Source organism: Bifidobacterium hapali, assembly GCF_002259755.1.
In the GTDB taxonomy this organism is placed as follows: domain Bacteria; phylum Actinomycetota; class Actinomycetes; order Actinomycetales; family Bifidobacteriaceae; genus Bifidobacterium; species Bifidobacterium hapali.
In genome coordinates, this window is the sequence record NZ_MWWY01000020.1 from 15,394 (window position 1) to 38,506 (window position 23,113).

17 protein-coding genes are annotated in these 23,113 nt (G+C 52.7%); 5 read left to right on the forward strand and 12 right to left on the reverse strand.

What is annotated here, in order from left to right; all coding sequences use genetic code 11:
• Positions 1-129 precede the first annotated feature (129 nt).
• From BHAP_RS04255 to mraZ, 5 genes are read right to left on the reverse strand one after another with little or no spacing between them, the layout of a single operon-like run.
• Entirely contained in the window at positions 130-1,038 is a 909-nt protein-coding gene (locus BHAP_RS04255) for a hypothetical protein (RefSeq protein ID WP_094729515.1), read from the reverse strand.
• A 33-nt stretch (positions 1,039-1,071) separates the two neighbouring features.
• Positions 1,072-2,874 carry a peptidoglycan D,D-transpeptidase FtsI family protein gene (locus tag BHAP_RS04260; protein ID WP_094729516.1) on the reverse strand — a complete coding sequence of 601 codons (1,803 nt, stop codon included), beginning with the start codon at positions 2,872-2,874 and terminating at the stop codon, positions 1,072-1,074.
• Entirely contained in the window at positions 2,871-3,371 is a 501-nt protein-coding gene (ftsL, locus tag BHAP_RS04265; RefSeq protein WP_244569291.1) for a cell division protein FtsL, read from the reverse strand. Before ftsL ends, BHAP_RS04260 begins: the two co-directional genes overlap by 4 nt.
• A 32-nt stretch (positions 3,372-3,403) precedes the next feature.
• Positions 3,404-4,513 (reverse strand): 16S rRNA (cytosine(1402)-N(4))-methyltransferase RsmH, encoded by a 1,110-nt coding sequence (gene rsmH / locus BHAP_RS04270; RefSeq protein ID WP_094729517.1) that lies wholly within the window; start codon positions 4,511-4,513, stop codon positions 3,404-3,406.
• Positions 4,510-4,965, reverse strand: a complete 456-nt coding sequence (mraZ, locus tag BHAP_RS04275; RefSeq protein ID WP_094729568.1) for a division/cell wall cluster transcriptional repressor MraZ — start codon at positions 4,963-4,965, stop codon at positions 4,510-4,512. Before mraZ ends, rsmH begins: the two co-directional genes overlap by 4 nt.
• A 453-nt stretch (positions 4,966-5,418) precedes the next feature.
• On the opposite strand from mraZ, the gene BHAP_RS04280 reads away from it, so the two are divergent.
• Together BHAP_RS04280 and serA are read left to right on the forward strand one after the other, a co-directional pair.
• Entirely contained in the window at positions 5,419-7,698 is a 2,280-nt protein-coding gene (locus tag BHAP_RS04280) for a HelD family protein (protein ID WP_094729518.1), read from the forward strand.
• A 9-nt stretch (positions 7,699-7,707) separates the two neighbouring features.
• Complete coding sequence (gene serA, locus BHAP_RS04285; protein WP_094729519.1) at positions 7,708-8,907, forward strand: phosphoglycerate dehydrogenase; 1,200 nt, start codon at positions 7,708-7,710, stop codon at positions 8,905-8,907.
• Between the two features lie 166 nt (positions 8,908-9,073).
• On the opposite strand, the gene nrdR is transcribed toward serA, so the two are convergent.
• Together nrdR and BHAP_RS04295 are read right to left on the reverse strand one after the other, a co-directional pair.
• The gene (gene nrdR / locus BHAP_RS04290; protein ID WP_094729569.1) at positions 9,074-9,517 is read right to left on the reverse strand and encodes a transcriptional regulator NrdR; all 444 of its coding nucleotides are present in this window, start codon (positions 9,515-9,517) and stop codon (positions 9,074-9,076) included.
• Positions 9,518-9,566: 49 nt separating this feature from the next.
• Positions 9,567-9,959 carry a LysM peptidoglycan-binding domain-containing protein gene (locus BHAP_RS04295; protein ID WP_169713165.1) on the reverse strand — a complete coding sequence of 131 codons (393 nt, stop codon included), beginning with the start codon at positions 9,957-9,959 and terminating at the stop codon, positions 9,567-9,569.
• A gap of 150 nt (positions 9,960-10,109) precedes the next feature.
• On the opposite strand from BHAP_RS04295, the gene lexA reads away from it, so the two are divergent.
• Complete coding sequence (gene lexA, locus BHAP_RS04300; protein WP_094729520.1) at positions 10,110-10,835, forward strand: transcriptional repressor LexA; 726 nt, start codon at positions 10,110-10,112, stop codon at positions 10,833-10,835.
• 126 nt (positions 10,836-10,961) lie between these two features.
• On the opposite strand, the gene BHAP_RS04305 is transcribed toward lexA, so the two are convergent.
• The 3 genes from BHAP_RS04305 to hflX form a co-directional block, all read right to left on the reverse strand.
• Positions 10,962-11,900: a cation diffusion facilitator family transporter gene (locus tag BHAP_RS04305; RefSeq protein WP_094729521.1), complete on the reverse strand. Its 939-nt coding sequence runs from the start codon at positions 11,898-11,900 to the stop codon at positions 10,962-10,964.
• Positions 11,901-12,261: 361 nt separating this feature from the next.
• On the reverse strand, positions 12,262-13,224 hold the full coding sequence (locus tag BHAP_RS04310) for an L-lactate dehydrogenase (protein WP_094729522.1): 963 nt from the start codon (positions 13,222-13,224) through the stop codon (positions 12,262-12,264).
• Positions 13,225-13,435: 211 nt separating this feature from the next.
• Positions 13,436-14,839 carry a GTPase HflX gene (hflX, locus tag BHAP_RS04315; RefSeq protein WP_094729571.1) on the reverse strand — a complete coding sequence of 468 codons (1,404 nt, stop codon included), beginning with the start codon at positions 14,837-14,839 and terminating at the stop codon, positions 13,436-13,438.
• 330 nt (positions 14,840-15,169) lie between these two features.
• Between hflX and BHAP_RS04320 the strand changes: the two genes are divergently transcribed.
• Positions 15,170-15,823 carry a class I SAM-dependent methyltransferase gene (locus BHAP_RS04320; protein WP_094729523.1) on the forward strand — a complete coding sequence of 218 codons (654 nt, stop codon included), beginning with the start codon at positions 15,170-15,172 and terminating at the stop codon, positions 15,821-15,823.
• A gap of 94 nt (positions 15,824-15,917) precedes the next feature.
• Positions 15,918-20,036 (forward strand): DUF3418 domain-containing protein, encoded by a 4,119-nt coding sequence (locus BHAP_RS04325; protein ID WP_094729524.1) that lies wholly within the window; start codon positions 15,918-15,920, stop codon positions 20,034-20,036.
• Positions 20,037-20,089: 53 nt separating this feature from the next.
• Here BHAP_RS04325 and BHAP_RS04330 read toward each other — a convergent pair whose 3' ends face one another.
• Both BHAP_RS04330 and BHAP_RS04335 read right to left on the reverse strand, forming a co-directional pair.
• The gene (locus tag BHAP_RS04330; protein WP_244569292.1) at positions 20,090-21,634 is read right to left on the reverse strand and encodes an MFS transporter; all 1,545 of its coding nucleotides are present in this window, start codon (positions 21,632-21,634) and stop codon (positions 20,090-20,092) included.
• A 260-nt stretch (positions 21,635-21,894) separates the two neighbouring features.
• Complete coding sequence (locus BHAP_RS04335) at positions 21,895-23,106, reverse strand: ATP-binding protein (RefSeq protein WP_094729525.1); 1,212 nt, start codon at positions 23,104-23,106, stop codon at positions 21,895-21,897.
• Between the last annotated feature and the right edge of the window lie 7 nt (positions 23,107-23,113).

Below are 23,113 nucleotides of genomic sequence, written 5' to 3' on the forward strand. Positions count from 1 at the left end.
GGCCTGTTTGGTCCACTGTCATATCCCTATTGCTCCTCTTGTATACCCGCGTATATCCGACTATCGCTGCTGTTGTTACTGTTATCTGCTGTTATCTGCCGCGGTGATTCATCCACCAGTGCAAGACGATCACTTGCCTAAATCATGGCTGACACGCAACGCATTGCGAATATTGTTGCGTCGCACGCCCGCCGCCATCACCATTGCGATCGATAACGATGAACGTTTCACATCGCCAATGCCACCGTCCTGCGACGACGGGAACTGCATAGCAATCTGATCAGATTCAATCGTGCGACCAGTCAGATGAGTTTGCGCATCCATAATGAACCCATACCGGTCCCTCATTCGACGCGCAATATCACGATTGCGCGGATCACTGTCCATGCCGTCAACCCCCAGCACGTCCACGTTCACACCGCTCAGTGCCCCGTCACGTAACGTTTGCTCGTCCAAAGCAATCACTACTGCGGCAGAACCATCCTCTTGGCATACGCCAAGCGTACGTTGAATATCAAGAGAGCCAAGCGGATAATCAAGCGGCAGCGAACGTTCCAGTGACTGCGAACCAGCAGAATCAATCACACTGACCGGATTGCCAAGCATGTGCAGCAAACGAGACAGACGCGTCACATTGCTGCGCATATCATCCTTACTTGCGTTCGACGAGCTAGATGCGAGTGCAAACACTGCCAGTAGGCTCGCGGGAGCGCCTGCCATATCGCTGGCCATCTCACCGAACCGTTCCGCGCTCAGATCGCCAACCAGTAGCGGCAATTCAGCGCTTGTTGCCGCGCCACGTTGGTCAGCGGATACGAGTACCGCATACGCACCAGCTTCTGCCGCTTGTTCGATCGCGTTCGCATCGGCGTGGTTTCGCGGAACGAACAGTGTGCCCGGCGTCACCGATGCAACATCATCTGATATCGAGGTAACCGTAACGTTCGTCGCGAATGACGGTACTAATTCCAGCCCATAATGATCTGCGAGATAACCGAGCGTCACACGCCGAGACACGCCTTCACTTACCGCACTCATCGCATCGCCTTTCCGTTCTCTGTCACTGCCCGCCTACCATTCCACTGGAATAGCATCCGTACGTGCAGGTGAGGGAGATACGTTGTATTTCTGCATAAGGAATTCACCGATCTTAGCGAACACTGGGCCAGCGCTCAGACCACCGAGAGCGTTGACCTTAGCGTCCTTCATGACGACAGTGACGACAAACCGTGGATTATCAGCGGGAATAATACCTACCCAGTCACTGACGATTGAGGTGAGTCGACCGTCAGCACCAGCGACTTCAGCCGTACCCGATTTTGCAGCAATCCGATATCCGGGTACCGAAACGATACGCGAGTACAGGTCGGAGACTGATTCCATCGCATTGAGTACGTCTTTGGCAACGGACTCGTCGACTACGCGCGTCGCGTCGCCGGAAGGAACAGCTGTAGTGTGTCCGTTCGCATCGGTGACGGTATCAATGATTTTCATTGACGGCATGACGCCCTTATTGGCAATCGTGGCGATAGCGCGCGTGATTTGCAAAGCATTCATCGTGTAGCCTTGGCCGAACAGCACCGTGTTGCGCGTACGCAAATCCCAGTTGCGCCAACTGTACAGCAAGCCTGGAGATTCACCACTTAAGCCAAGACCACTTTCCTCACCTATGCCGAACTTTTTCAAATACTCGTAGCGTTTTTCGTCACTGTAATTCGTGGCAGCCATAATCATGCCAACGTTTGACGAGTTCTTGAGAATACCGGCATATGTCCAATTCTTAGCAGCGTGATTAGACGCGTCCTTATACGATTGGCCGTCCACAGTAATAGTGTCTGGCACCGTGAACTTATCGGTAGCTTTATGTATGCCTTCCTGAAGTTCTCCGGACATCGTGAACACTTTGCCGATCGAACCAGGGTCAAAAGTTTCGCTGACAACGCGCGACGCGTTGAGTTTGGCATCGCTACTGCCAGCCTCATACTGGTCAGTATCTTCGAGCGCGAGCACACCACCGGTTTTCAGATCGTACACAACTCCGAGCGCCCACTCGGCATCATGTTCTTTCACACCATCGGTCAACGCTTTCTTGACATACCAGTCAACATTCGAGTCGATAGTGAGCGTTACATCCGAACCGTTAACGGCATCTTGGGAGTCAGTAAGCGTGCCAGGAATCATCTCAGAGCCACCGTTGCCCCGCTGGTAAACCTCATAACCATCGGTACCGGTCAGCTTCTTGTCAAGAATCTGCTCAAGGCCAGCCACGCCAGTGCCTTCAGCATCCACACCGCCAAGGATAGGGCCGAGCATAGTGCCACCTGAATAGACACGCTCATTGGTCAATTCGCCGTATACAATGCCGCCGAGTCCGAGCGCGTCAACTTTACGCTTAACCTCAGGCGTGACATCTTTCGCTATGACCAAGTACCGGTTATTGGCTTCGCTGATGCGCCCGCCCAACTCCATAGCGCTTGTGCCTTCGAGTACGCTCGCAAGCAGACGAGCAACGCCTGCGGCACCAGTCGCACCGACTGGTTTACCGTCAATCTGCTGACAGTAATTCTTCGTTTTGCTTGTGCAATCAGTCGGCTTGAATTCGGTAGCAAGTTGCGGGTCGACAACGATATTGTATCGTTCAACGCTCTGAGCGAGAACAGTACCGTTGGCATCAAGGATTCGGCCGCGCTTCGCGTTGACCGCGACTTTTGTAGTGCGGCCTTGCGTGGCTGCGATAGCCGTGTTTTTGCCGAGTAACTGTAGATTCGCAAGTTGGATGAGGCAGATTGAGGCAACAAGTGCCAGCACGGCTGCAACCGCGATGCATCGAGCGGTGAACGAACGCGCCCGATCCACTCTGCGCGTGGTATTCACTGTCCCTCACCTGCCTTTTCGCTGTTGGTTGCCTCGTTTGTCTTATTTGAGTTATGAGAAGCGGTATTGGATGATTCAGCAGGTTTGTACCCGTTCAAGTCGATAGATAGCGAGCCTTGTTGCAGTACCATGCCAAGTTGTTCTGCCTTATCTGGCAGGGAGGCTTCGAGCGCGTCGAGTTTCGCTTGATCTTCCTCAACATCTTGCGTGAGCTGAGTGATGTTCGCTTGTACCGATGCAGCTTCAAACGAGTTCTCCACCATCTGCGTGCGTAAAACCAATGCGCCCACTAGCGTAGCGGCAAGGAATAGGGCCGCGATCACAATGTGAAACAGTGACGTGCTGCGTGAACGAGTCCACACAACGAGTCTGGTTAAACCACCGGTTACTGCGTTACGCTGTTTGCCTGTATCGGAGACAACGTGCAGTTGCGGCCGAGGCGATGCGGTTACTGACTGTGGACGTCGACTCGTCGAAGGTACAGCATTGGATCGCATGTCGCCAGAGCGTACTGTTCGTGCTCGGTTGCTCATCGACGATCCTTTCCTGTCCGACTTGTCCGACTCCGATTGCCGGCATGATTGGCAGCATGATTGCGGCCACGGCCACGATTCTGTCCATCACGGCTACCTTGCATATAACGTTCACCGTCTTCGTTGATCGCGCGCATGCGCCGTTCAGGAATAGGACGAGTCAGCCGCACCGCACGAAGACGCACCGAAGCAGATCTCGGGTTGCTTGCGATTTCTGTCTCGTCTGCCTTCATCGCGCCGCGCGTAAGCTCCTCAAAGAACGGTTCAGCATCCGGCGGAATCATCGGCAAACCGGCAGGTGCATCAATCTTCAATCCCTGCGTCATGAATGTTTTGACTGTTCGATCTTCAAGTGAGTGGTACGACTCGACCACGATCCGACCGTCCACAGCCAAATGCGCGGCGATCTGCGGCAGTGTGCGCGCGAGCTTATCTAGCTCACCGTTGACTTCAATACGTAGTGCTTGGAATACGCGTTTTGCTGGATTGCCGGCAGGGCGATGCGCTTGCGGTACAACCTCGTCGACCAGACGACTGAGCTGAGCCGAAGACGTGATCGGCTCAAGGTCACGCCGCTTGACGATTTCACGCGCTATTTGACGCGCGAATCGTTCCTCACCATAGTCACGGAAAATACGAGTCAAATCGTCGACAGAATACGTTGCGACGATACGTTCAGCAGTCAACGGTTGACTGACATCCATACGCATGTCAAGCGGCGCATCATGCGAATAAGAAAATCCACGATCTGTCTCGTCAATTTGCAAACTCGACAATCCCAAGTCCATGAACACAGCGTTCACCGTGTCAATCTGCAAATCATCGAGTACCGCAGCAAATTCATCAAATGCCGCATGCACTGGTGTAAAACGATCTGATAAACCATCGTTGCGCATACGCTCAGTAGCGAGCGCCAGCGCTTCAGCATCGCGGTCAATACCAATGAGACGAGCGTTCGGCGCGGCTTTGAGGAAATTCACAGCGTGACCGGCAAGTCCGAGCGTACAGTCAACGACTACTGATCCCGGTCGCACAAGCGCGGGCGCGACCAAGTCCACGCACTGCTTGAGCAGTACGGGCTGGTGAATGGCTGTTACATCAATCATGAGAATTCCACCGCCGGTAGTACGTCGTCTGCGATATCGGAATATCCCTGCTCTTGTGCAGCAAGGTATTCCTCCCACGCCTGCTTGTTCCAAATCTCGGCTCGCGTTCCTACACCAATCACAACTACGTCCGTGCCGAGGTTTGCGTAGTCGCGCAGCATCTGTGGCACCAGAATGCGCCCCTGCTTGTCAGGCTCCTGATCGACTGCGCCAGACAAGAACACACGCAAATAATCACGTGCTGCCTTGTTACCCATCGATGTGCGCTGGATTTGCATAGCTATCCGGCGAAACTCGACCTGCGGTAACAGGTAGATACAGCGTTCTTGACCGCGTGCCATCACCATGCCCGGGCCAAGCTGACCGCGCAGCTTAGCTGGTAAGGCAAGGCGACCTTTTGCGTCGATTTTGGGAGTGTACGTTCCCAGTAGCAGTGGCGGCATGCCGGCCATCGGGTCGAATGCAGGCGCGCCGACGCCCGAATTGCCCGAATTTTGGTTCGCAGAGGTGCTCTGAACGTTCGGCATGGTTTGCTGATCGTCCATTTCCACCTCCTTGAGTTCAGTTGTCGATTTGCCGTCACCGATACTGATGCCACAGCTGGTTCACCACTTTACCCCACTGATCACCATAAAACCCCACTTTTTCACATTTTCCATGCTTTTTCGATCACATTCCCCACTCGGTAACGTCATGTTTGGATATCACGTGTGCGTTGGGGCATGATGCACCCCGTCTATACATCCATTTGTACGGGGGTAGTTCATAAAGAATTCATCTGGCGAGTTCACCTGTGATAGTGGTCGTAGGGTCCTTGGAGTAAATTGGAATGCCTGAGTTTTCAGCAACACTGATCACAACGATCACAGCGATCACAGATCACACCGATCAAGGAGAGCAGGGGTATGTCGGAGTATGCGGCGCAAATTCACGAGGAGCAGCAGGCTGTAGACCGTGCGTATGGCCGACTTGATGCGTTGCGTGCGCAGGTGAAATCACGCCTCGATACCGTACGCGCTGCAGGCTCGCACGGTTCACCCACTCAACGCACCGAGCGTGACTCATTCGCCACCATGTACGAAGACCGGCTTACGCAAATGCGCGCCGTTGAAGATCGTCTCGTATTCGGTCGGCTTGACAATGTCAAGGCTGATCGGCGTTATATCGGTCGCATTGGTTTATCCGACGACAATCATGAGCCAATTCTGACTGACTGGCGTGCTGAAGCCGCTCGCCCGTTTTATGAGGCGACTCCGTCGAATCATGGTGACATCGTGATGCGCCGCCACTTGACGTTGCGATTCCGGGAAGTGGTTGGTATTGAAGACGAAGTGCTTGATATTGATTCGCATCAAGTTGATCAGGCAGCAGCTTCCGGCACACTCACCGGTGAAGGTGCGTTGCTTGCATCGTTGAGTTCTCGTCGAACCGGCAAAATGACTGATATTGTGGCCACGATTCAGGCCGAGCAGGATCGCATTATCCGTTCAGATATGAATCAGGCTGTTGTAGTGCAAGGCGGTCCAGGCACTGGTAAAACTGCGGTTGCGCTGCATCGTGCCGCCTACTTGTTGTATACGCATCGACGCACGCTCGAACGTTCTGGTGTGCTTGTTGTCGGGCCGAGTTCAACATTCTTGCGTTACATTGACCAAGTGTTGCCTTCGCTCGGTGAAACTGGCGTGGTCAGTCGTACAATCGGTGATCTTGTCCCCGGATTTTCAGCAACTGTGACTGACTCACCAGTAGCAGCTATGTTGAAAGGCGATCGGCGTATGGCTCGACTGATTGCTGATGCAATCACCGCTCGCGTGCGCGTTCCTGCCGATTTGCCAACTGCGCGCGTTAACGGTTTTGCTGTACCGATGTTGGCCGTTGATATTGAGCAGGCACAAGCTGATGCACGGCGCACGAGGCAACCGCATAATAAAGCTCGTGAAACGTTCGTGCGTAGCATTCTTGCCGCAATGCGCACGCGATATGCCGAACAATTGGATTACACGCCTGATGAAACAGAGTTAAATCGCGTCACGTCACTACTGCGTATGGACGATAAGGTGCGTAAGACTATTAATCTCGCGTGGCTGCCGATGAATGCACCGTGGTTAATTGACCAGTTATGGTCGCATCCTGAACGACTGCACCGACTTGCTCCGTGGCTTACAGCCGATCAGATTCGTGCGTTGGCTCGTCCGAAAGGCTCGCCGCTGACTCGTTCTGATATTCCGCTGCTCGATGAGGCTATGGAATTGCTCGGCCCCGACCCGAAAGCCGCTGGCCGTGTCAGCGCTAAGGATGCCGCGCGCGCCGAAGAAGAACAGTTTGCGCGCGATACGCTTGCGCAAAATGGTATTGGTTCAGGTATTGTTACCGCACAAATGTTGGTTGATAATATCAACGGTGCCGACACTGAATTGACCGCGCAACGTGCTGCTTCTGACCGTGAATGGACATACGGGCATATCGTTGTGGACGAGGCACAGGAATTGACTGCTATGGATTGGCGCATGCTCTTGCGACGTTGTCCATCTCGTTCATTCACTATTGTTGGCGATGTTGCACAAACCTCGTCACTAGGCGGTACGCGTTCGTGGAAACGTGTTATGGATCGTCTCTTTGGTGAAGCTCATTGGAGCCTGAACGAACTGACGATTGATTATCGTAACCCTCAAGAAGTTTCTGATCTCGCGTCGCAATTTGCTGAGCGTGAAGGACTCTATATTTCCACAGTTAAAGCAGTTCGCGCTCTTCCTGATTCGGTGCGACGCTCATGCGTAGAAGATCAAGAAGCACTGCTTGAGGATGTTGCTGCTCGCACGGTTGAGTTGACTCGTGAATTCGTGAGCGATGATGGTACGGGTCGTGTTGCAGTGTTGACACCGGATTCGTTGCATGATGCAGTACTTGAACATGTGCGGCAAGCGCTTCAGCGAGCGCTTCCGGCTGACCGTTATGCTCGTTTGCGTGAGCAAAGCGCTTGGGATGAGCAAGTCAGCGTATGCAGCATTCAAGAAGTCAAGGGTCTGGAATATGACGCTGTGATTGTTGTGGAGCCGGGATTGATTGAACAAGAGGCGCCTTCCCGTTTAGTGGCCGCATCTGATTTGTATGTTGCCATGACCCGTCCGACACAACGACTGCTTATAGTGCGGACAAAGCAAGACGAAAACGATCTAACCATCTAAGGTGGAGTTATGCCTAAAGCTTTGCTACTGGAAAATATTCATCCTTTTGCGGTGCAATCGTTGCGTAACCACGGTTTCGAGGTTGAAACACGCAGTGGTGCATTGAGCGAAGACGAGCTTATTGACGCACTTGATGGCGTTGATCTGTTAGGAATCCGATCGAAGACAAGTGTCACACGCAAGGTGATTGACGCACGCCCTGAGCTGACAGCTGTTGGCTGCTTTTGCATCGGCACCAATCAAGTAGATCTCGACTATGCAGGGCGCCACGGACTTGCGGTGTTTAATGCTCCTTATTCGAATACTCGTTCTGTTGTGGAATTGGTGATTTGCGATATCATCTGCCTGATGCGCCGTATTCCTGCGCATACACATCATATGAAGCGTGGCGTGTGGGATAAGTCAGCGTCTGGGTCGCATGAAGTGCGCGGCAAAACACTGGGCATTATTGGATATGGCAATATTGGCTCGCAATTGTCGGTGCTGGCTGAAGCATTGGGCATGCGCGTAGTGTTTTATGACACTGAGGAAAAACTGGCGATGGGCAATGCTCATCGTTGCGACACGTTGAACGAGTTACTTGAGCAATCTGATGCCGTGACTATTCATGTGGATGGGCGTAAGTCGAACACCGGATTTTTCGGTAAAGATCAGTTCGCGCATATGAAGCAGGGTGCAATTTTTATCAACCTGTCGCGTGGTTTTGTGGCTGATTTGGATGCGCTCAAACAGCATCTTGATTCTGGTCATCTCTCTGGTGCTGCAGTTGATGTGTTCCCTGTTGAACCGAAGAAGAGCGGGGACCCGTTCTCAACGCCGCTGGCTGATGAAGACAATATGATTCTCACGCCACATATCGGTGGTTCAACGCTAGAAGCTCAAGAGGCTATTGGACACTTTGTCTCACAACGTCTTGAAGATTACTGGGAGAAGGGTTCTACCATGCTCTCAGTGAACTTGCCACAGATCACGTTGAGCTCGTTACCCGGTACGGCTCGTATTGCCCACCTGCACGCCAATCTGCCTGGTGTGCTTGCCAAGGTTAACCATGTGCTTGGCGAGGAAAATATTAACATCGCGGCACAGGCCCTCGGTACCGAAGGTGAACTCGGTTATGTGGTCACCGATGTGTCTCAGGCGCCGAGTGAGGCCGCTTTGGACGCACTGCGTCGTATCGAAGGAACCATTCGCATGCGAGTGATTAGCTGAGATCATTGTGATACACACTAACGGGTGATTATAAGCTGCATTGCTTGTGATCACCCGTTTGCTGTATTGAGCTCTTCTTATTGCCACCTATTAACGACTAGCACATCAACGCAATACCAACTACTCATGTTATTGCGATCATCGCATGCGCAATTGGAGCGATAATTCATTCACTCTTCAGTTCATCGATAGCTCGTTGGAAGTCTTCAAGTCCATCGAAGTCTTGATACACGCTTGCAAAACGTAGATAAGCAACCTTGTCAAGCTTCTTTAACGGAGTGAGAATCGCCTTGCCGACATCTTCCGACTTGACTTCCGCCAAGCCTCGAGAGCGCAGATCCTCCTCCACCTGCTGACCAAGTCGTTTCAGGTCCTCTTCTTTAATAGGACGACCTTGACATGCCTTGCGCACACCGGAAATGACCTTGTTACGATCAAACGGCTCACTATTGCCAGAACGTTTAGTGACCAGAAGCATAGTAGTCTCCACCGTCGTAAAACGTTTATGGCATTTCAAACATTCACGACGACGACGAATAGAAAAACCGTCCTCACTGATACGCGTATCTACGACCTTGGTATCTGGTTGTTGACAAAAAGGGCAATGCATGCCCATAACAATAGCGTGAGTCATGTCTGACACGCAAAACGTCACCCAATCATTCTTGTTGTTGCGGCACAACAATGCTCTGCCCTGCCTCAAGCATATAAGAATCAAGATGGTTGAGACGGATTAGTTCCTCAACACGCTGTGACACATCTCCCCCTTGCGGAGTAATCATCTCAGCGTAAAACCACAGTGTATCGCCAGGCTGAACGGTATAGGTTGTTACCTGCATAGGTGTTGGCGCTGAATCAGCTTGCTGAGGAAGAACCCATGAATAAGCAACCCAAGTCAACAGCGCACAGAGCAGTGCAGCAACAACACGACCACGAAGATTAAGACGAAACGGAACATGCACATGCATTGGCTCGGCGCAACGCGTTCTACCAGCAGCTGCCATCTTATGAGATGCCGCCATCGCCCCGGACTCCATTGTTGCGAATACCATAACGACCACATCCTTTCGAACGTATGTTCTGTCGAACAATAGTTCTGATTGTGGCACATATGTTCGACAAGCGCAACACGACATGCGAACAGATGTTTGATTTATTGTTGATTTCACGGTATGCTAATGGGGACATGAAAGGAGCCAACCGTGAGCACTATCCCATTTACTCCGAAACGGTCAAACGAACCGCCTCAGGAAAGTGCATTGACTGAGCGCCAGCGCAAAGTGCTCGATGCGATCCGAACTCATGTCGCAGAACGAGGCTTTGTGCCATCATTCCGTGAAATTGGCGAATCTGCTGGATTAAAAAGCCCTTCCTCGGTAAAACATCAGTTGCAGGTGTTAGAGGAAAAAGGCTTTATTCGTATGAATGCCAATAAGGGCCGCGCCATTGAATTGGTGGAGTCTTCAGTTTCACCAGCACCTCGGGCGAAAGACTCTGCAACAACGGCAGCTACGGTGTTGCCGTTCCCAGATAATGCCAGTATTGCTATTCAGCAGTCTCATGATGTGCCGTTAGTAGGTCGCATTGCGGCTGGCGTACCGATTACCGCAGAACAGCATGTTGACGATGTTATGAGGTTGCCGGAGCGATTGACTGGTACCGGTAATTTATTCATGCTTGAAGTGCATGGCGATTCTATGGTTGACGCTGCGATCTGTGACGGCGACTTTGTGGTAGTGCGTGAACAGCATACAGCAGTCAACGGGGATATCGTGGCAGCTTTGCTCGGCGATGAAGCAACGGTTAAAACATTCCGCAATGACAATGGTCATGTGTGGCTCATGCCGCATAATCCTGCGTACTCCCCCATTGACGGCACTCACGCACAAATCATGGGTCGAGTAGTCACTGTACTGCGAAAAATTTAATCGCTTTGTTAAACCAGCTTTGACATATGCATGGAGACTACCCCTCAGTCAGCTTCGCTTGGCTCCCCTAGCAAGGAGAGCCAAGGAAAGAATCAATGTCAATTCTGATTTAACAGAGCCAATCTGTTAGCGGTGTACACGCTCACCGCTAACAGATTGATATCCTTGTGGTTCGAGTTGGAATGTTGTGTGCGGTACCGATACCGGAAAATGATCGCGTAGGCAATCTTGTAACTGTTCGAGAATTTCGGCCGCCTGCTGCATGGTGAGCCCGGGTTCAACAACAACGTGTGCAGTTAGAATGGGCATGCCGGTGGAGACTGTACTGGCGTGTAAGTCGTGTACAGCAACGACATGTGGTACCCCTTCGAGATGCTCACGTACGGCATCAAGGTCTAGCCCGTCGGGCGTTTCTTCAAGAAGTACTTTGACTGCATTGCGCAGTAATGCTATGGCTCGTGGAATCATGAGAAGTGCGATAATACCGCCGGCTACAGCGTCAAATCCAGTCCAACCGGTACTCATCATGACGATAGCGGAAATAACGACTGCAACTGAACCTAATGCGTCGTTCATGACTTCAAGGAATGCGGCTTTCATATTCATGTTATCTTTGCTTTGAGAAGCAAGGATAGCTATTGATCCCACGTTTGCCGCTAATCCAAGTATGCCGAAGAACAATAGCAGTCTAGGATCACGCACGTCCGCTTCGGATGGGCCAAAAAGACGCATTCCGGATTCAACAAGTGCGTAAATACCTACGAAAAGAAGAATAAGTGCTCCGACACCAGCTGTGATCACTTCAAGTCGAGCCCAACCCCATGTGCGAGTATTGCTGGGCTTGCGCCGCATGAGAATGGCGGTTATGGTGGCGGCGATGAGCACTGACATGTCGGTAAGCATGTGTCCAGCATCAACGAGTAGTGCTAGCGAACCAGTAATGATGGCACCAACTACTTCGGCTATGAATACGGTTCCGGTGAGCGCTAATGTCATGGTTAGCCGTTGCTGATGTGCTCGCCCATCTGTTGCACTAGTTGATACAGACTCGTGATTATGCGCCATATGTTCTATCTTTCCGTGGCTGTCAGCTGCTGAAACCGCTTCTCACAACCATTCTCATTAGTCCCAAAATGCAAGAAACCCCGGCATTATGCCGGGGTTTCTCAAAAGTTCTCAGACAAACAATACTACATCATTCGCCATGCACACAATATGTCGAACGACGCGTGCGACCGCAAACCTACCCAAGGGAAGCTTTACTCAGTACAGCGACCGAGGAGCAACGCAGCGGGCGCTCCGTCGTTCGCCATATTGTCATATCAGTGAGTGACGCGTGCGGAGACCGCCGTGCGAAGCCGAAGGCGTGCAAAGGCACGTCGAGGCTGAGGAAAGGCGGTATACGCTCCGTCACTCACTGATATTGTCAGAAGCCGAACTGGGCGGCAGTTTCCTTCAGCGTCTCAGCGGAGCGCTTGAGGGCCGCAAGCTCACGGTCGGAGACCGGGGTGTTGATGCGGGTGTTGACGCCGGAGCGGTTGAGGAGGGTCGGGACAGACATGCAAACGTCGGAGATGCCGTGGAAGTCCTTGAGCATGGAGGAAACAGGGAGGATGCGGTTGGAGTCGGAGAGTACGGCTTCAACGATGTCAACGCCGGACATGCCGATGGCGTAGTTGGTTGCGCCCTTGCCGTTGATGATCTTGTAAGCAGCGTTCTTGACTTCCTGATGGATCTCTTCACGCTTGGCGGCGTCGAGCGGCTCGTGACCCGGCAGCGGGGTCCAATCGCACATTGGAACACCAGCGATGGTGGCGGAAGCCCACAGCGGGACTTCGGAGTCGCCGTGCTCACCGCAGATGTAGGCGTGAACGTTCTTGACGGAGACGCCGGTCTGCTCAGCGATCAGGAAGCGAAGACGAGCGGAATCGAGGTTGGTGCCGGAGCCGAAGATCTGGTTTTCTGGCAGGCCGGTGATGCGCTGTGCAACGTGGGTTGCGATATCAACCGGGTTGGTGATGAGCATGTAGATGGCGTTCGGAGCAACCTTGACAAGGTTCGGCATGATGGCCTGCAGGATCTTGACGGTTGCGCCAACGAGTTCAAGACGGGACTGGCCTGGCTTCTGACGAGGACCAGCGGTGATGACGATCATGTCGGCATCGCGGCAGATCTCCGGATCATCGGAACCGTCGATGGAGACGGCCGGGTAGAAGCTGGAGCCGTGCTGCATGTCGAGCACTTCAGCTTCAACGCGTTCCTTGGCAATGTCCTCGAGGACGATCTCACGAGCAACGCCACGCTGAGCGGCGGTGAAAGCGAGGGTGGAGCCGACTGCACCGGCACCGACGACTGCGAGCTTAGTGGGCTTGACGCTTAATTCAGCCATGTTGTTAGCGACCTCTCTTGAAAATTCTGCCGATTGTGTCGGCATTCATCCAAACAACACATTCACTCTATCCACACACGATGACGTTTCTGACGCACGTGCCGCAAGAACTATAAGTGATTTTCGTCACATATGAGAGCGCTCACATTCCCTGTCCAAAAACGACGTTCATATTGTGAAATCCAGGCGATACAACACACGCCCTCAGCCGTTAATCAATCGCCTGTTCCATCACTTGAGCCGCTAAATGACTGCCCACCTCCGCGTCAATCATCATGCCGTCGTCACGATATTGCACGTCTGTCACATGCCCGTATTCGCGAATTCGCGACAGCAGCGAGCCAGATGCATACGGCAGCAACGCATGGACATGCACGTTCGGCATCGGCAACATACGCTCAATCTGCTCGCGAAGCGCTTCAATACCTTCACCATCGTATGCAGATACGATATGAGCATCCGGTTCCAATGCCAATAACCGTTCACGAGTGGTCTCATCGATACGGTCCGCTTTATTAAACACGAGAATGCGCGGAATTTCAGCCGCTCCCTCAATATCCGCAAGCACATCGTTGACCGCGTCAATTTGCGAGAACGGGTCAGGATGGGAACCGTCCACCACGTGCACAATAAGATCAGCGTCAGCCACTTCTTCAAGAGTTGACTTGAACGCTTCAATCAGCTGCGTAGGCAGTCGCCGCACGAATCCAACCGTGTCAACATACGCGTAGAGTCGCCCGTCCTTAGCTCGCGCGCGTCGTACAGCAGTATCAAGCGTTGCAAATAACGCGTTTTCTACGAGCTCAGTTGAGCCAGTGAGTCGATTCGTCAGCGACGATTTGCCAGCGTTCGTGTAACCGACTACCGCAACCGTCGGCAACCCAAATCGGCGACGCGAACCGCGCTTAACCTCACGTGCAGGAGCCATCTGCTTAATCTGACGCCGTAATCGAGCAATACGCGTACGAATTACGCGACGGTCCATCTCAATCTTCGTCTCGCCTGGTCCTCGCGAACCAATACCAGCGTCCGCGCCAGCTGCACGTCCACCGGCCTGACGAGACAGTGAACCACCCCAACCGCGCAGTCGCGGCAGCATGTATTCAAGCTGCGCCAACTCTACCTGCGCTTTGCCTTCGCGGCTCGTAGCATGCTGGGCAAAAATATCAAGAATCACCGCAGTACGGTCGACAACTTTCACTTTGGTCGCATCTTCGAGCGCACGTCGCTGGCTCGGCGGCAGATCATCGTCCACGATAATCGTATCCGCCTCTTCTCGCGCCACAATGTCAGCAATTTCTTTCGCTTTACCCGAGCCAACATACGTAGCTGCATCTGGACGATAGCGGTGCTGCAGCAAACCATCACACACCACAGCACCAGCAGTTTCAGCGAGCGCAGCAAGCTCTCGTAACGATTCTTCAGCCGCTGCAGCTGTCGTAGTTGCGCTTGACCATACGCCAACGAGTACGACACGTTCGAGTCGTACCTTACGGTATTCAACTTCAGTGACGTCTTCTAGCTCGCCGAGACCGGTGACATGCTTGAGCTGGTTGCGTGACTCACGTTCTTGCCAAGCCTCATCATGACTTTCATTCCATTGCTCCGACTGCATGGACTCGTCGAGCAATACATCAGACTGTTCGGCCAGTACGCCGGTTAACGATGGCTCGTCTGCCGTCAGACTGTCTGCATTGTGATGCGTATCGATCTGGTGTGTGACGGTTTTGTCGATGGCGGATTGCGGATTCTGCTCGCTCAATGGCACCTCTTGGCTGACCTCTTGACTCACGATTGAACTATGGTGGTCTTTATTATCATCGTTTTGGGCGACATGACTCTATGGGAGGACCCTCACGGACACGGGATGTCCCGCACAGCATGGCTTGTGCCCAGCTAGAGATGAACGAGCGATGACCGCATGTTAAGTGGTGTAAGGAGTTGTATGGTCGAGCAGTATTTTTCCGCCAATCCTGAGTCTGAGGATGTGCGTCGCACGTTGACGGTCACGTTGCAAGGCCATGAGGTGCAGGTTGAAACGTCGAATGGCGTGTTTTCTGGGTCTCGTTTGGATTTGGGCACGTCGGTGTTGTTGCGTGAAGTGCCGCAGCTACCTCAGTCTGGCACGTTTCTTGATCTCGGTTGTGGTTGGGGTCCTGTGTCGTTGGCGATGGCGTTGGCTTCGCCGTCGGCTGATGTGTGGGCGGTGGATGTAAATGCGCGTGCGCTCGAACTGACGGCTGCGAATGCAGGACACAATGGTTGCGATCATGTGTATGCGACGCAGTGTGATGACTCTGGCGCTCCCCTGCCGCAGCAATCGGTCGCAGGTTGCAAGACTATGCCGGATGATCTCGTGTTTGATTATATCTGGTCAAATCCACCGATTCGTGTTGGCAAGGAGGCGCTGCACACGTTGCTCATGACGTGGTTGCCGCGTTTGAAACCGCAGGGTGGTGCCGCGTATTTGGTGGTACAGAAGAATCTCGGTGCGGATTCGCTGATCCCGTGGCTTGCGCAAGCGCTTGGCGATGAGTATGCCGTGTCAAAGTATCATTCTGCGAAGGGTTATCGTGTGATCGAAGTGGTACGCGGGTAGCTGGTAGTTGGTGTAAATACAGCGCATCATTGTCGTTTCTCACGTTTCAGTATCACTAGTATCAACGTACTTAAGTCAGGAAACTGTTACTTTCATGAAATTTGAATATCCGTCTGAACTGCCAGTGTCTGCCGCGCGCGAGGAGATCGCTGATGCGGTGCGTCATCATCAGGTTGTGATCGTTTCCGGTCAGACTGGCTCAGGTAAAACGACGCAGTTGCCGAAGATTCTGCTTGAAATTGGCCGTGGTACGCATGGTAAGCAGATTGTGCATACGCAGCCGCGTCGTCTTGCCGCGCGTACTGTTGCCGAGCGTATTGCTACAGAAATGGATGTGCGCTTGGGCGACGAGGTCGGTTATCAAGTGCGGTTTACTGACGAGAGTTCTCCGAAAACACGGTTGCGCGTAGTGACGGATGGTATTCTGCTTGCGCAGATTCAACGTGATCCTCAGCTCAACCAGTACGATACGATTGTGATTGATGAGGCGCATGAGCGCAGTCTGAACATCGATTTTCTGCTTGGTTATTTGACGGCTCTGTTACCGCAGCGGCGTGATTTGAAGCTTATTATCACGTCAGCAACGATTGATTCGGTGAAGTTTCGTGAGCATTTTGAGCATGCGTTGCATGCGAAAGTGCCGGTGATTGAAGTTTCTGGCCGTACGTTCCCTGTGCAAGTGGTGTATGAGCCGCTTGGTACTGCGCCTGCATTAATGCGAACGGTTCCCGGTTTTGAAACTGGTGCGATGCCCGGCGATGAGGAGTATGAGCGTCTGTCGGCTGCTCCGAGTGAGAACAGTCGCAATAATGCTCGCGATACGGACACAGATATGGACATGCCGACGGCTGTGGCTCGCGCTTGTGCTGAATTGGTGATTCATTCAAGTCATGAGCGCGGCGCGCGTGACATTCTCGTGTTCGCGTCTGGCGAGCGCGATATTCATGAGTTTGAAAACGCGTTGCGTCGTCATTATGGGCCGCGTGTTGACGATATGCGTCGGCCGGATGCAATTGAGATTATGCCGTTGTTTGCGCGATTGTCTGCGAAAGATCAGCATCGTGTGTTTGAACCGCATACGCATCAGCGTATTGTGATTGCAACGAATGTGGCGGAAACGTCGCTCACTGTGCCGGGTATTCGTTACGTGGTTGATCCTGGTACTGCCCGTATTTCGCGTTATTCAAAGACTGCGAAAGTGCAGCGACTGCCGATTGAGCCGATTTCGCAAGCAAGCGCCGACCAGCGAAGTGGTCGTTGTGGTCGTATTGCAGATGGTATTGCGATTCGCTTGTATTCTCGTGACGATTATGAGACACGACCTCGGTTTACTGAACCGGAGATTTTGCGTACATCACTGGGCGCGGTTGTACTGCATATGTTGTCTGTTGGTGTGGCTCGCACGGCTGAGGATGTAACGACGTTCGGCTTTATTGATCCGCCAGATATGCGAGCTGTGTCGGATGGTTTTAATGAGCTGACCGAGCTGAAAGCGGTTGCTCGGCGGCATGGTGAGGTGACGCTTACGCATATTGGCCGCCAATTGGCGCGTATTCCGATTGATGTTCGCTTGGGTCGCATGGTGATTGAAGCTGCGCGTTCAACGACACCGGATACGTTGGCGGCAGTGTTGGTGATTGTCGCGTTTTTGAGTTTGCAAGATCCGCGTGAGCGGCCAGACGAGGCGCGTGACGAGGCTGATCGTATTCATAACCGATACGCCGACCCGACGAGTGATTATTTAACCGCGTTGAATATATGGGATCGTATATTCCAAGCGGATGGTGAGCCGAGTAATTCGGCGTTGCGACGTATCTGTAAAAACGAGTATTTCAGTTGGCTACGCGTGCGTCAGTGGAAAGATTTGGTGAATCAGCTGACGGACATGTGCCATGAGCTCAAGTTCACTGTCGGCTCGCCGCAGCCTGCGTCTCGTCCTGAGCTTGCGATTCGTCAATTGCCAATCAATCAGCAGGCAGCGGGCTCGTTGCGTTGTTCGTGGGATGATCGCGGGATTCATACCTCGATGCTTGCCGGTCTGCTGTCAATGATGGGTATGCAGGTGGTGCGTGAGCCGAAAGCGTCTGATTTTACGGGTCTGAAGGGTGCGGCTCGTGCGAAAGCGATCAAACGCGCGCAGAAGATGGCAAAAAACGATTATCAGGGTGCACGCGGCACACACTTCGCACTGTTTCCAGCCTCCAGTGTGGCTAAATCGACGCCAGCATGGGTGATGAGTACCGAACTGGTGGAAACGAGTCGTTTATGGGCACGGTATTCAGCGGCGATTGACCCGGCGTGGGCGGAACCGTTGGCTGGCCAGTTGACGCGTACCACGTATGCGGAACCGCATTGGTCAGGTTCGCGCGGCTCTGCGGTGGCGAGTGCAAAAGTACTGTTGTATGGCTTGCCGATTGTGCAGGATCGTACTGTGCAGTGGGGTCGTATTAACCCGCCTGAAGCGCGTGATTTTCTGATTCGACAGGGTTTAGTCGAGGGTGATATACAGCAGCGGTTTAGTTACGACGAGTTTATCGGCCGTAATCGTGACATTCTCGAAGATGCTGCTGATGATGCGAGTCGCACGCGTCAAATCGCGCAAACAGTGAGTGACGAGGATTTGTTTGACTTTTATCAGTCGGTGATTCCCAGTGACGTGACGTCGGTGGCGGATTTAGCGAAATGGTGGAAGCGCGAGCACGATGAGCATCCGCATCTGTTGGATTTTGACCCGGATAAAGTTGAGCGTTTGAGTTCGACTGAGTCGGTGTCGTTGGCGGATTATCCGGATCATTGGCATACGCTTGGCACGGACGGTCAGCCGATTGACTTGCGGTTAAGCTACGTCTACGACCCGCATGATCCTGCCGACGGTGTGACCGTGCATGTGCCGTTGAAAGTCTTGTCTCGCCTGACGCCGGAACAGTTTACGTGGAATGTGCCGGGCTTGTTGAACGAGCTGATTGTGGGCATGATTAAAGCGTTGCCTAAATCGTTGCGCGTGCAGTTTGTGCCAGCTCCAGACAATGCGCGTCGTATTCGTGCGTGGATTGACGAGCATTATGAAGCGTTGCCGGGTTCCGGTGATCGTGGGCATCCGCAGTTGCCACCGGTCGACACGGATGGTCAGACGCGTTGGCCTGATTTACCGCATGCGTTTACTCGTGCAGCAATTGAGACGATTGGCGCACAGATTCATCCTGAAGTGCTTACTGGTGACTTGTGGGAGAAACTGAACCCGTATCTGCGGATGACGTTTGTAGTTGAACAGCAGTTACCTGCACCGAAGAATGCTCGTGGCAGCCGGCGCGGTGGACGTGGTCCGGTGAAGGTGCTTGGTTCTAGCAAGTCGTTGGTTGAGTTGCAGCGTCGGTTTGCAGCGCAAGCGGAAGCGTCGGCACGTCAGATGGTCAAGAAGCAAGCTGATCGTGCGGCTGATGAGGGTCGACTGGTAGAGCATGCGAATCTGTTGCATAAGGCTGGTGCGACTACTGAATCGCGTGCGACGATGCTGTGGCGTGGCGCGTTGGATGCGTTGCGACTGCCATCGGAGCGTATTTCGTCTCGTTGGCTGGGTACGGAAGCACTCATGTTGGCGGCTGCACCGTATTCGTCGACGAAAGATTTGGTGGAAGATTTACAGTTGGCGGCAGTGAAACGACTCCTACCTGCGATTGATACATTGCCAAATGATGATGCGTTAGCTGATGCAGTGTTGGGTGTGACACAAGTGTTTGAAGACACCGTGTATGCGGTAGCGCATGATGTGATTACGATTCTGCAACGCTATGCTGAAGTGGATAAGGCAACGAGCGGTAAAGCTGATTTGCCGATGCTGTCCGTGTTGCAATCAGTACGTGAACATATTGCGACGCTCGTATTCCCCGGATTTATCGGCGCTACTCCCCCAGATGCGTTAGCGCAGATTCCACGCTATCTACAGGCGGATCGCATGCGTTTGACGAAAGCAAAGAGCGATAAGAATCGTGATGTTCGCTGGGCTTGGGAAGCTGATGAGGCCAAGCAACTCGTTGATAAAGCACTCGCACAAGCGAAAGCTGAACCAGCTGGGCCACGGCATGAAGCGTTAATGCATAAAGCAACACAAGCACGCTGGATGCTCGAAGAGTTTTATGTGTCCCTATGGGCACAAGAACTCGGCACACCAAAGCCCGTCAGTCTCAACCGCGTCAAAAAAGCGCTCGCCGCATAACATGTGTGGCTCCCCTCATGTGGGAGCCACACGCTCGAATAATTGATAAGCCGTTATCGGCGCGAAGCGCGGATGCGGAATGCGGCGATCAGCGCGCACAGTGCAATAATGCAGATAAGAGTCATCGTGGCAAACACGTATGCGCCGCCAACCGCAGTTGCATGACGGAATGCAGCTGTGCCTTCTTCACCGGAACCGGCTTGCGCCACGCCGAGAATCGTAGAGAACAGTGCAGTACCCACCGCTCCACCAAACTGCAGCGACGTCTGAAATACCGCATTGCCATCCGGCGTGAACTCGTGATCAATACCACTCAACGCGCTAGTCATAATATTCGAATATCCAAGCGCATAACACAAGCCGAAAATAAAGTAGAATCCAGCGAGCAGTGCCGGTGTCAAATGCATTGAGAACACGAGCAGTAACACCGGGCCGAGCGTCGCAATACCAATAGCAGCAAGTACTGGGCGAGGAGCACCAAACCGGTCGTACAGCATACCGCCAACCGGTGCGAAAAATGCGCCAATCAACGCACCCGGCAGCACGAGCGCACCAGCAGTAAACGCGGACGTACCAAGCGAAAGCTGCGCCACATTAGTAATCACGTAACCAAATCCAATACCAACAATCGGCAACACTAAGTATGCGATCAGATGCAGGAGTACTACTGGGTCGTGCATCCAACCGAGTCGAATCAGTGGCGAGAATGAACGGCTACTTGACCAGCCGAAGAATATCAGCGAACCAACGCCAATAATCAAACTGATCACTGCAATAATCGCCGGACGCAGGGCCGAACCAGTGCCATCAACGCTAGCACTAATCGCGATACCAGCTTGGTTAAGCGCGAAAATAAGACCGCACAAGGCGAGCACAATCGCCACAAACTGAAGCGGGTTCAACTGTGCTTCCTCAGTCGGGCGGCTTTGACGAATACACTTCAGCCCAACCGGTAACGAGACAATAAGCACGATTGGAACAACAATCACGAAAATCGCACGCCACGGCAGAACGCTGGAAATTGCGCCTCCGACCGTCGGTCCGATTGCCGGGGCGACAGTAATCACGAGCGAACCCACACCCATCAGACGGCCGACCTTGGAACGCGGCGACTGTTCGAGAATAATGTTCATCATCAGCGGCGCGGCAATGCCTGAGCCAATGCCTTGAATCACACGAGCAAGCAATATCAGCGCAAACGAGTGGCCGACAATCATAATACATGAACCGGTCACTGCTAGTACGACCGCTGCTACGAACAATGTTTTGAGACGGAATCGACGATTCAAGAACGACGACAGCGGCATAGTCGCAGCAACAACCAATAGATAGATGGTGGTAATCCACTGAACAGTAGCCGTGTCAACGTTAAATTCGACCATGAGCTCGGGGAAGAGCACCGTCATCACGGTTTCGGTAAGAATACCAACGAATGCGAGCGATCCGACCGCAATAATTGAGCCGATCAAGCTCAATGGAATGCGTTCGTCTGCAACCGGGCTATTGCCGGCAGGTGATGCATGCTGATCAGTTGTAGTCGTCACGGTTGTATTATCGTTCCCCGTCTTCTTGATATCGTGTGGCATACGCTCGGGCATGGGTGCCACCGTTCCTTTCCCTACATCAGACGCACCACAATGGTGATTGCACATTCTGGAATTCGGCTTCCCAACCATTCAATTATCTCAATGTTCGTCTCGGCGCACATGGAAAACTCTCTTCATACATGACTGTCCAGCCAAGACCACCGCACACCTTAGCCGATCACACTGGACAACCCACTTTGCATCCTCGGCAAGCAACCGCCGTCCAGCGGGTGTTTTATCTAGGCTCCCCTTGCTAGGACAGCTGTACGGAGTTATTCTTCACGAGTAAGTAGCCAGTCGATGATGTTCATGCCTCGGATACCGTCGCGTGTGCGCGGGAATTCGTCCATGCTCAGCACAAACTTAGGCCAGTTATCATGTATGCCGTCGAATGCACCGAACTCACGGTCCGCAGTCTGCTGCGATCCGATCAAGTAGGAGACTTGATAGTAGGAAGTTTCACCCCCGCGACGAGCAATAAAGTCAATTTCTCGGTCGCCTACCCTACCTACGTGCACGTCGTATCCTCGCCTGCGAAGTTCCATGTAGACGATGCCTTCCAAAACTTGATCTATCGCGTCTGCATTATCGAATCCGATAGCACTGCGTAACCCCTGATCAACCACGTAGTATTTTTCGTTGATTTTCAACGCGCGCTTGCCTACGGCATCTTCTCGCGGAACACGATAAATCAGAAAGGCTTTACTTGCCACATCGAGATAGTTGGCGATCGTTTCTGCAGATACTTTACGCTGTTCACTTTTCATATATGCGGCGATATTTGCCACAGTAATAAGATGACCTTCCTCGCTGATGACGTAGCGTATAACGCGTTCCAGTGCGTCAGCGTCTCGGATACCTGCGTGACGAACAACATCCTTGAACAGAATGGTTGAGAACAGGTCGTTGAGGTATTGCATTGAAGCTGTTTGGTCAAATGCCAGATCGGTTTGGAAGGGGAATCCGCCTTGAACTACATATCGTCGGAGTATTTCACGCTTATCAATAGCTTCATTGAAATGATGGTATGCATCAGAAAATTCTGCGAACGAGAAGGGGTACACGTTAATGGTCACGTATCGCCCGGTGATATAGGTAGCCAAGTCGCTGGAGAGCATGCGTGCGTTTGAACCGGTCAAGTAAATGTCAGCGTTGTAATCGACCATGAAGGATCGCACGGCTTTTTCCCAATGTTCAACTTCCTGAATTTCATCGAGGAAGAGTCGGATAGGTCCTTTACTTCCGTTCATGCGTTCCCGAACATATTGCACGAGGTCACTATCGTTCGTGATGTCGGCAGTCGCACTCGACTCAAAATTGAGGTGGAGCATGGAATTTTCCGGGACTCCGTCAGCGAGCAAACGTTCGCGGATGAGCTTAAGCAGTGTCGATTTGCCAGAACGTCGAGCGCCCACAAGGACCTTGATGATGTTCTTCCCCATGAACGGGCGTATCTGATCCATATATATGGGTCGGTCGATCATAGGACGC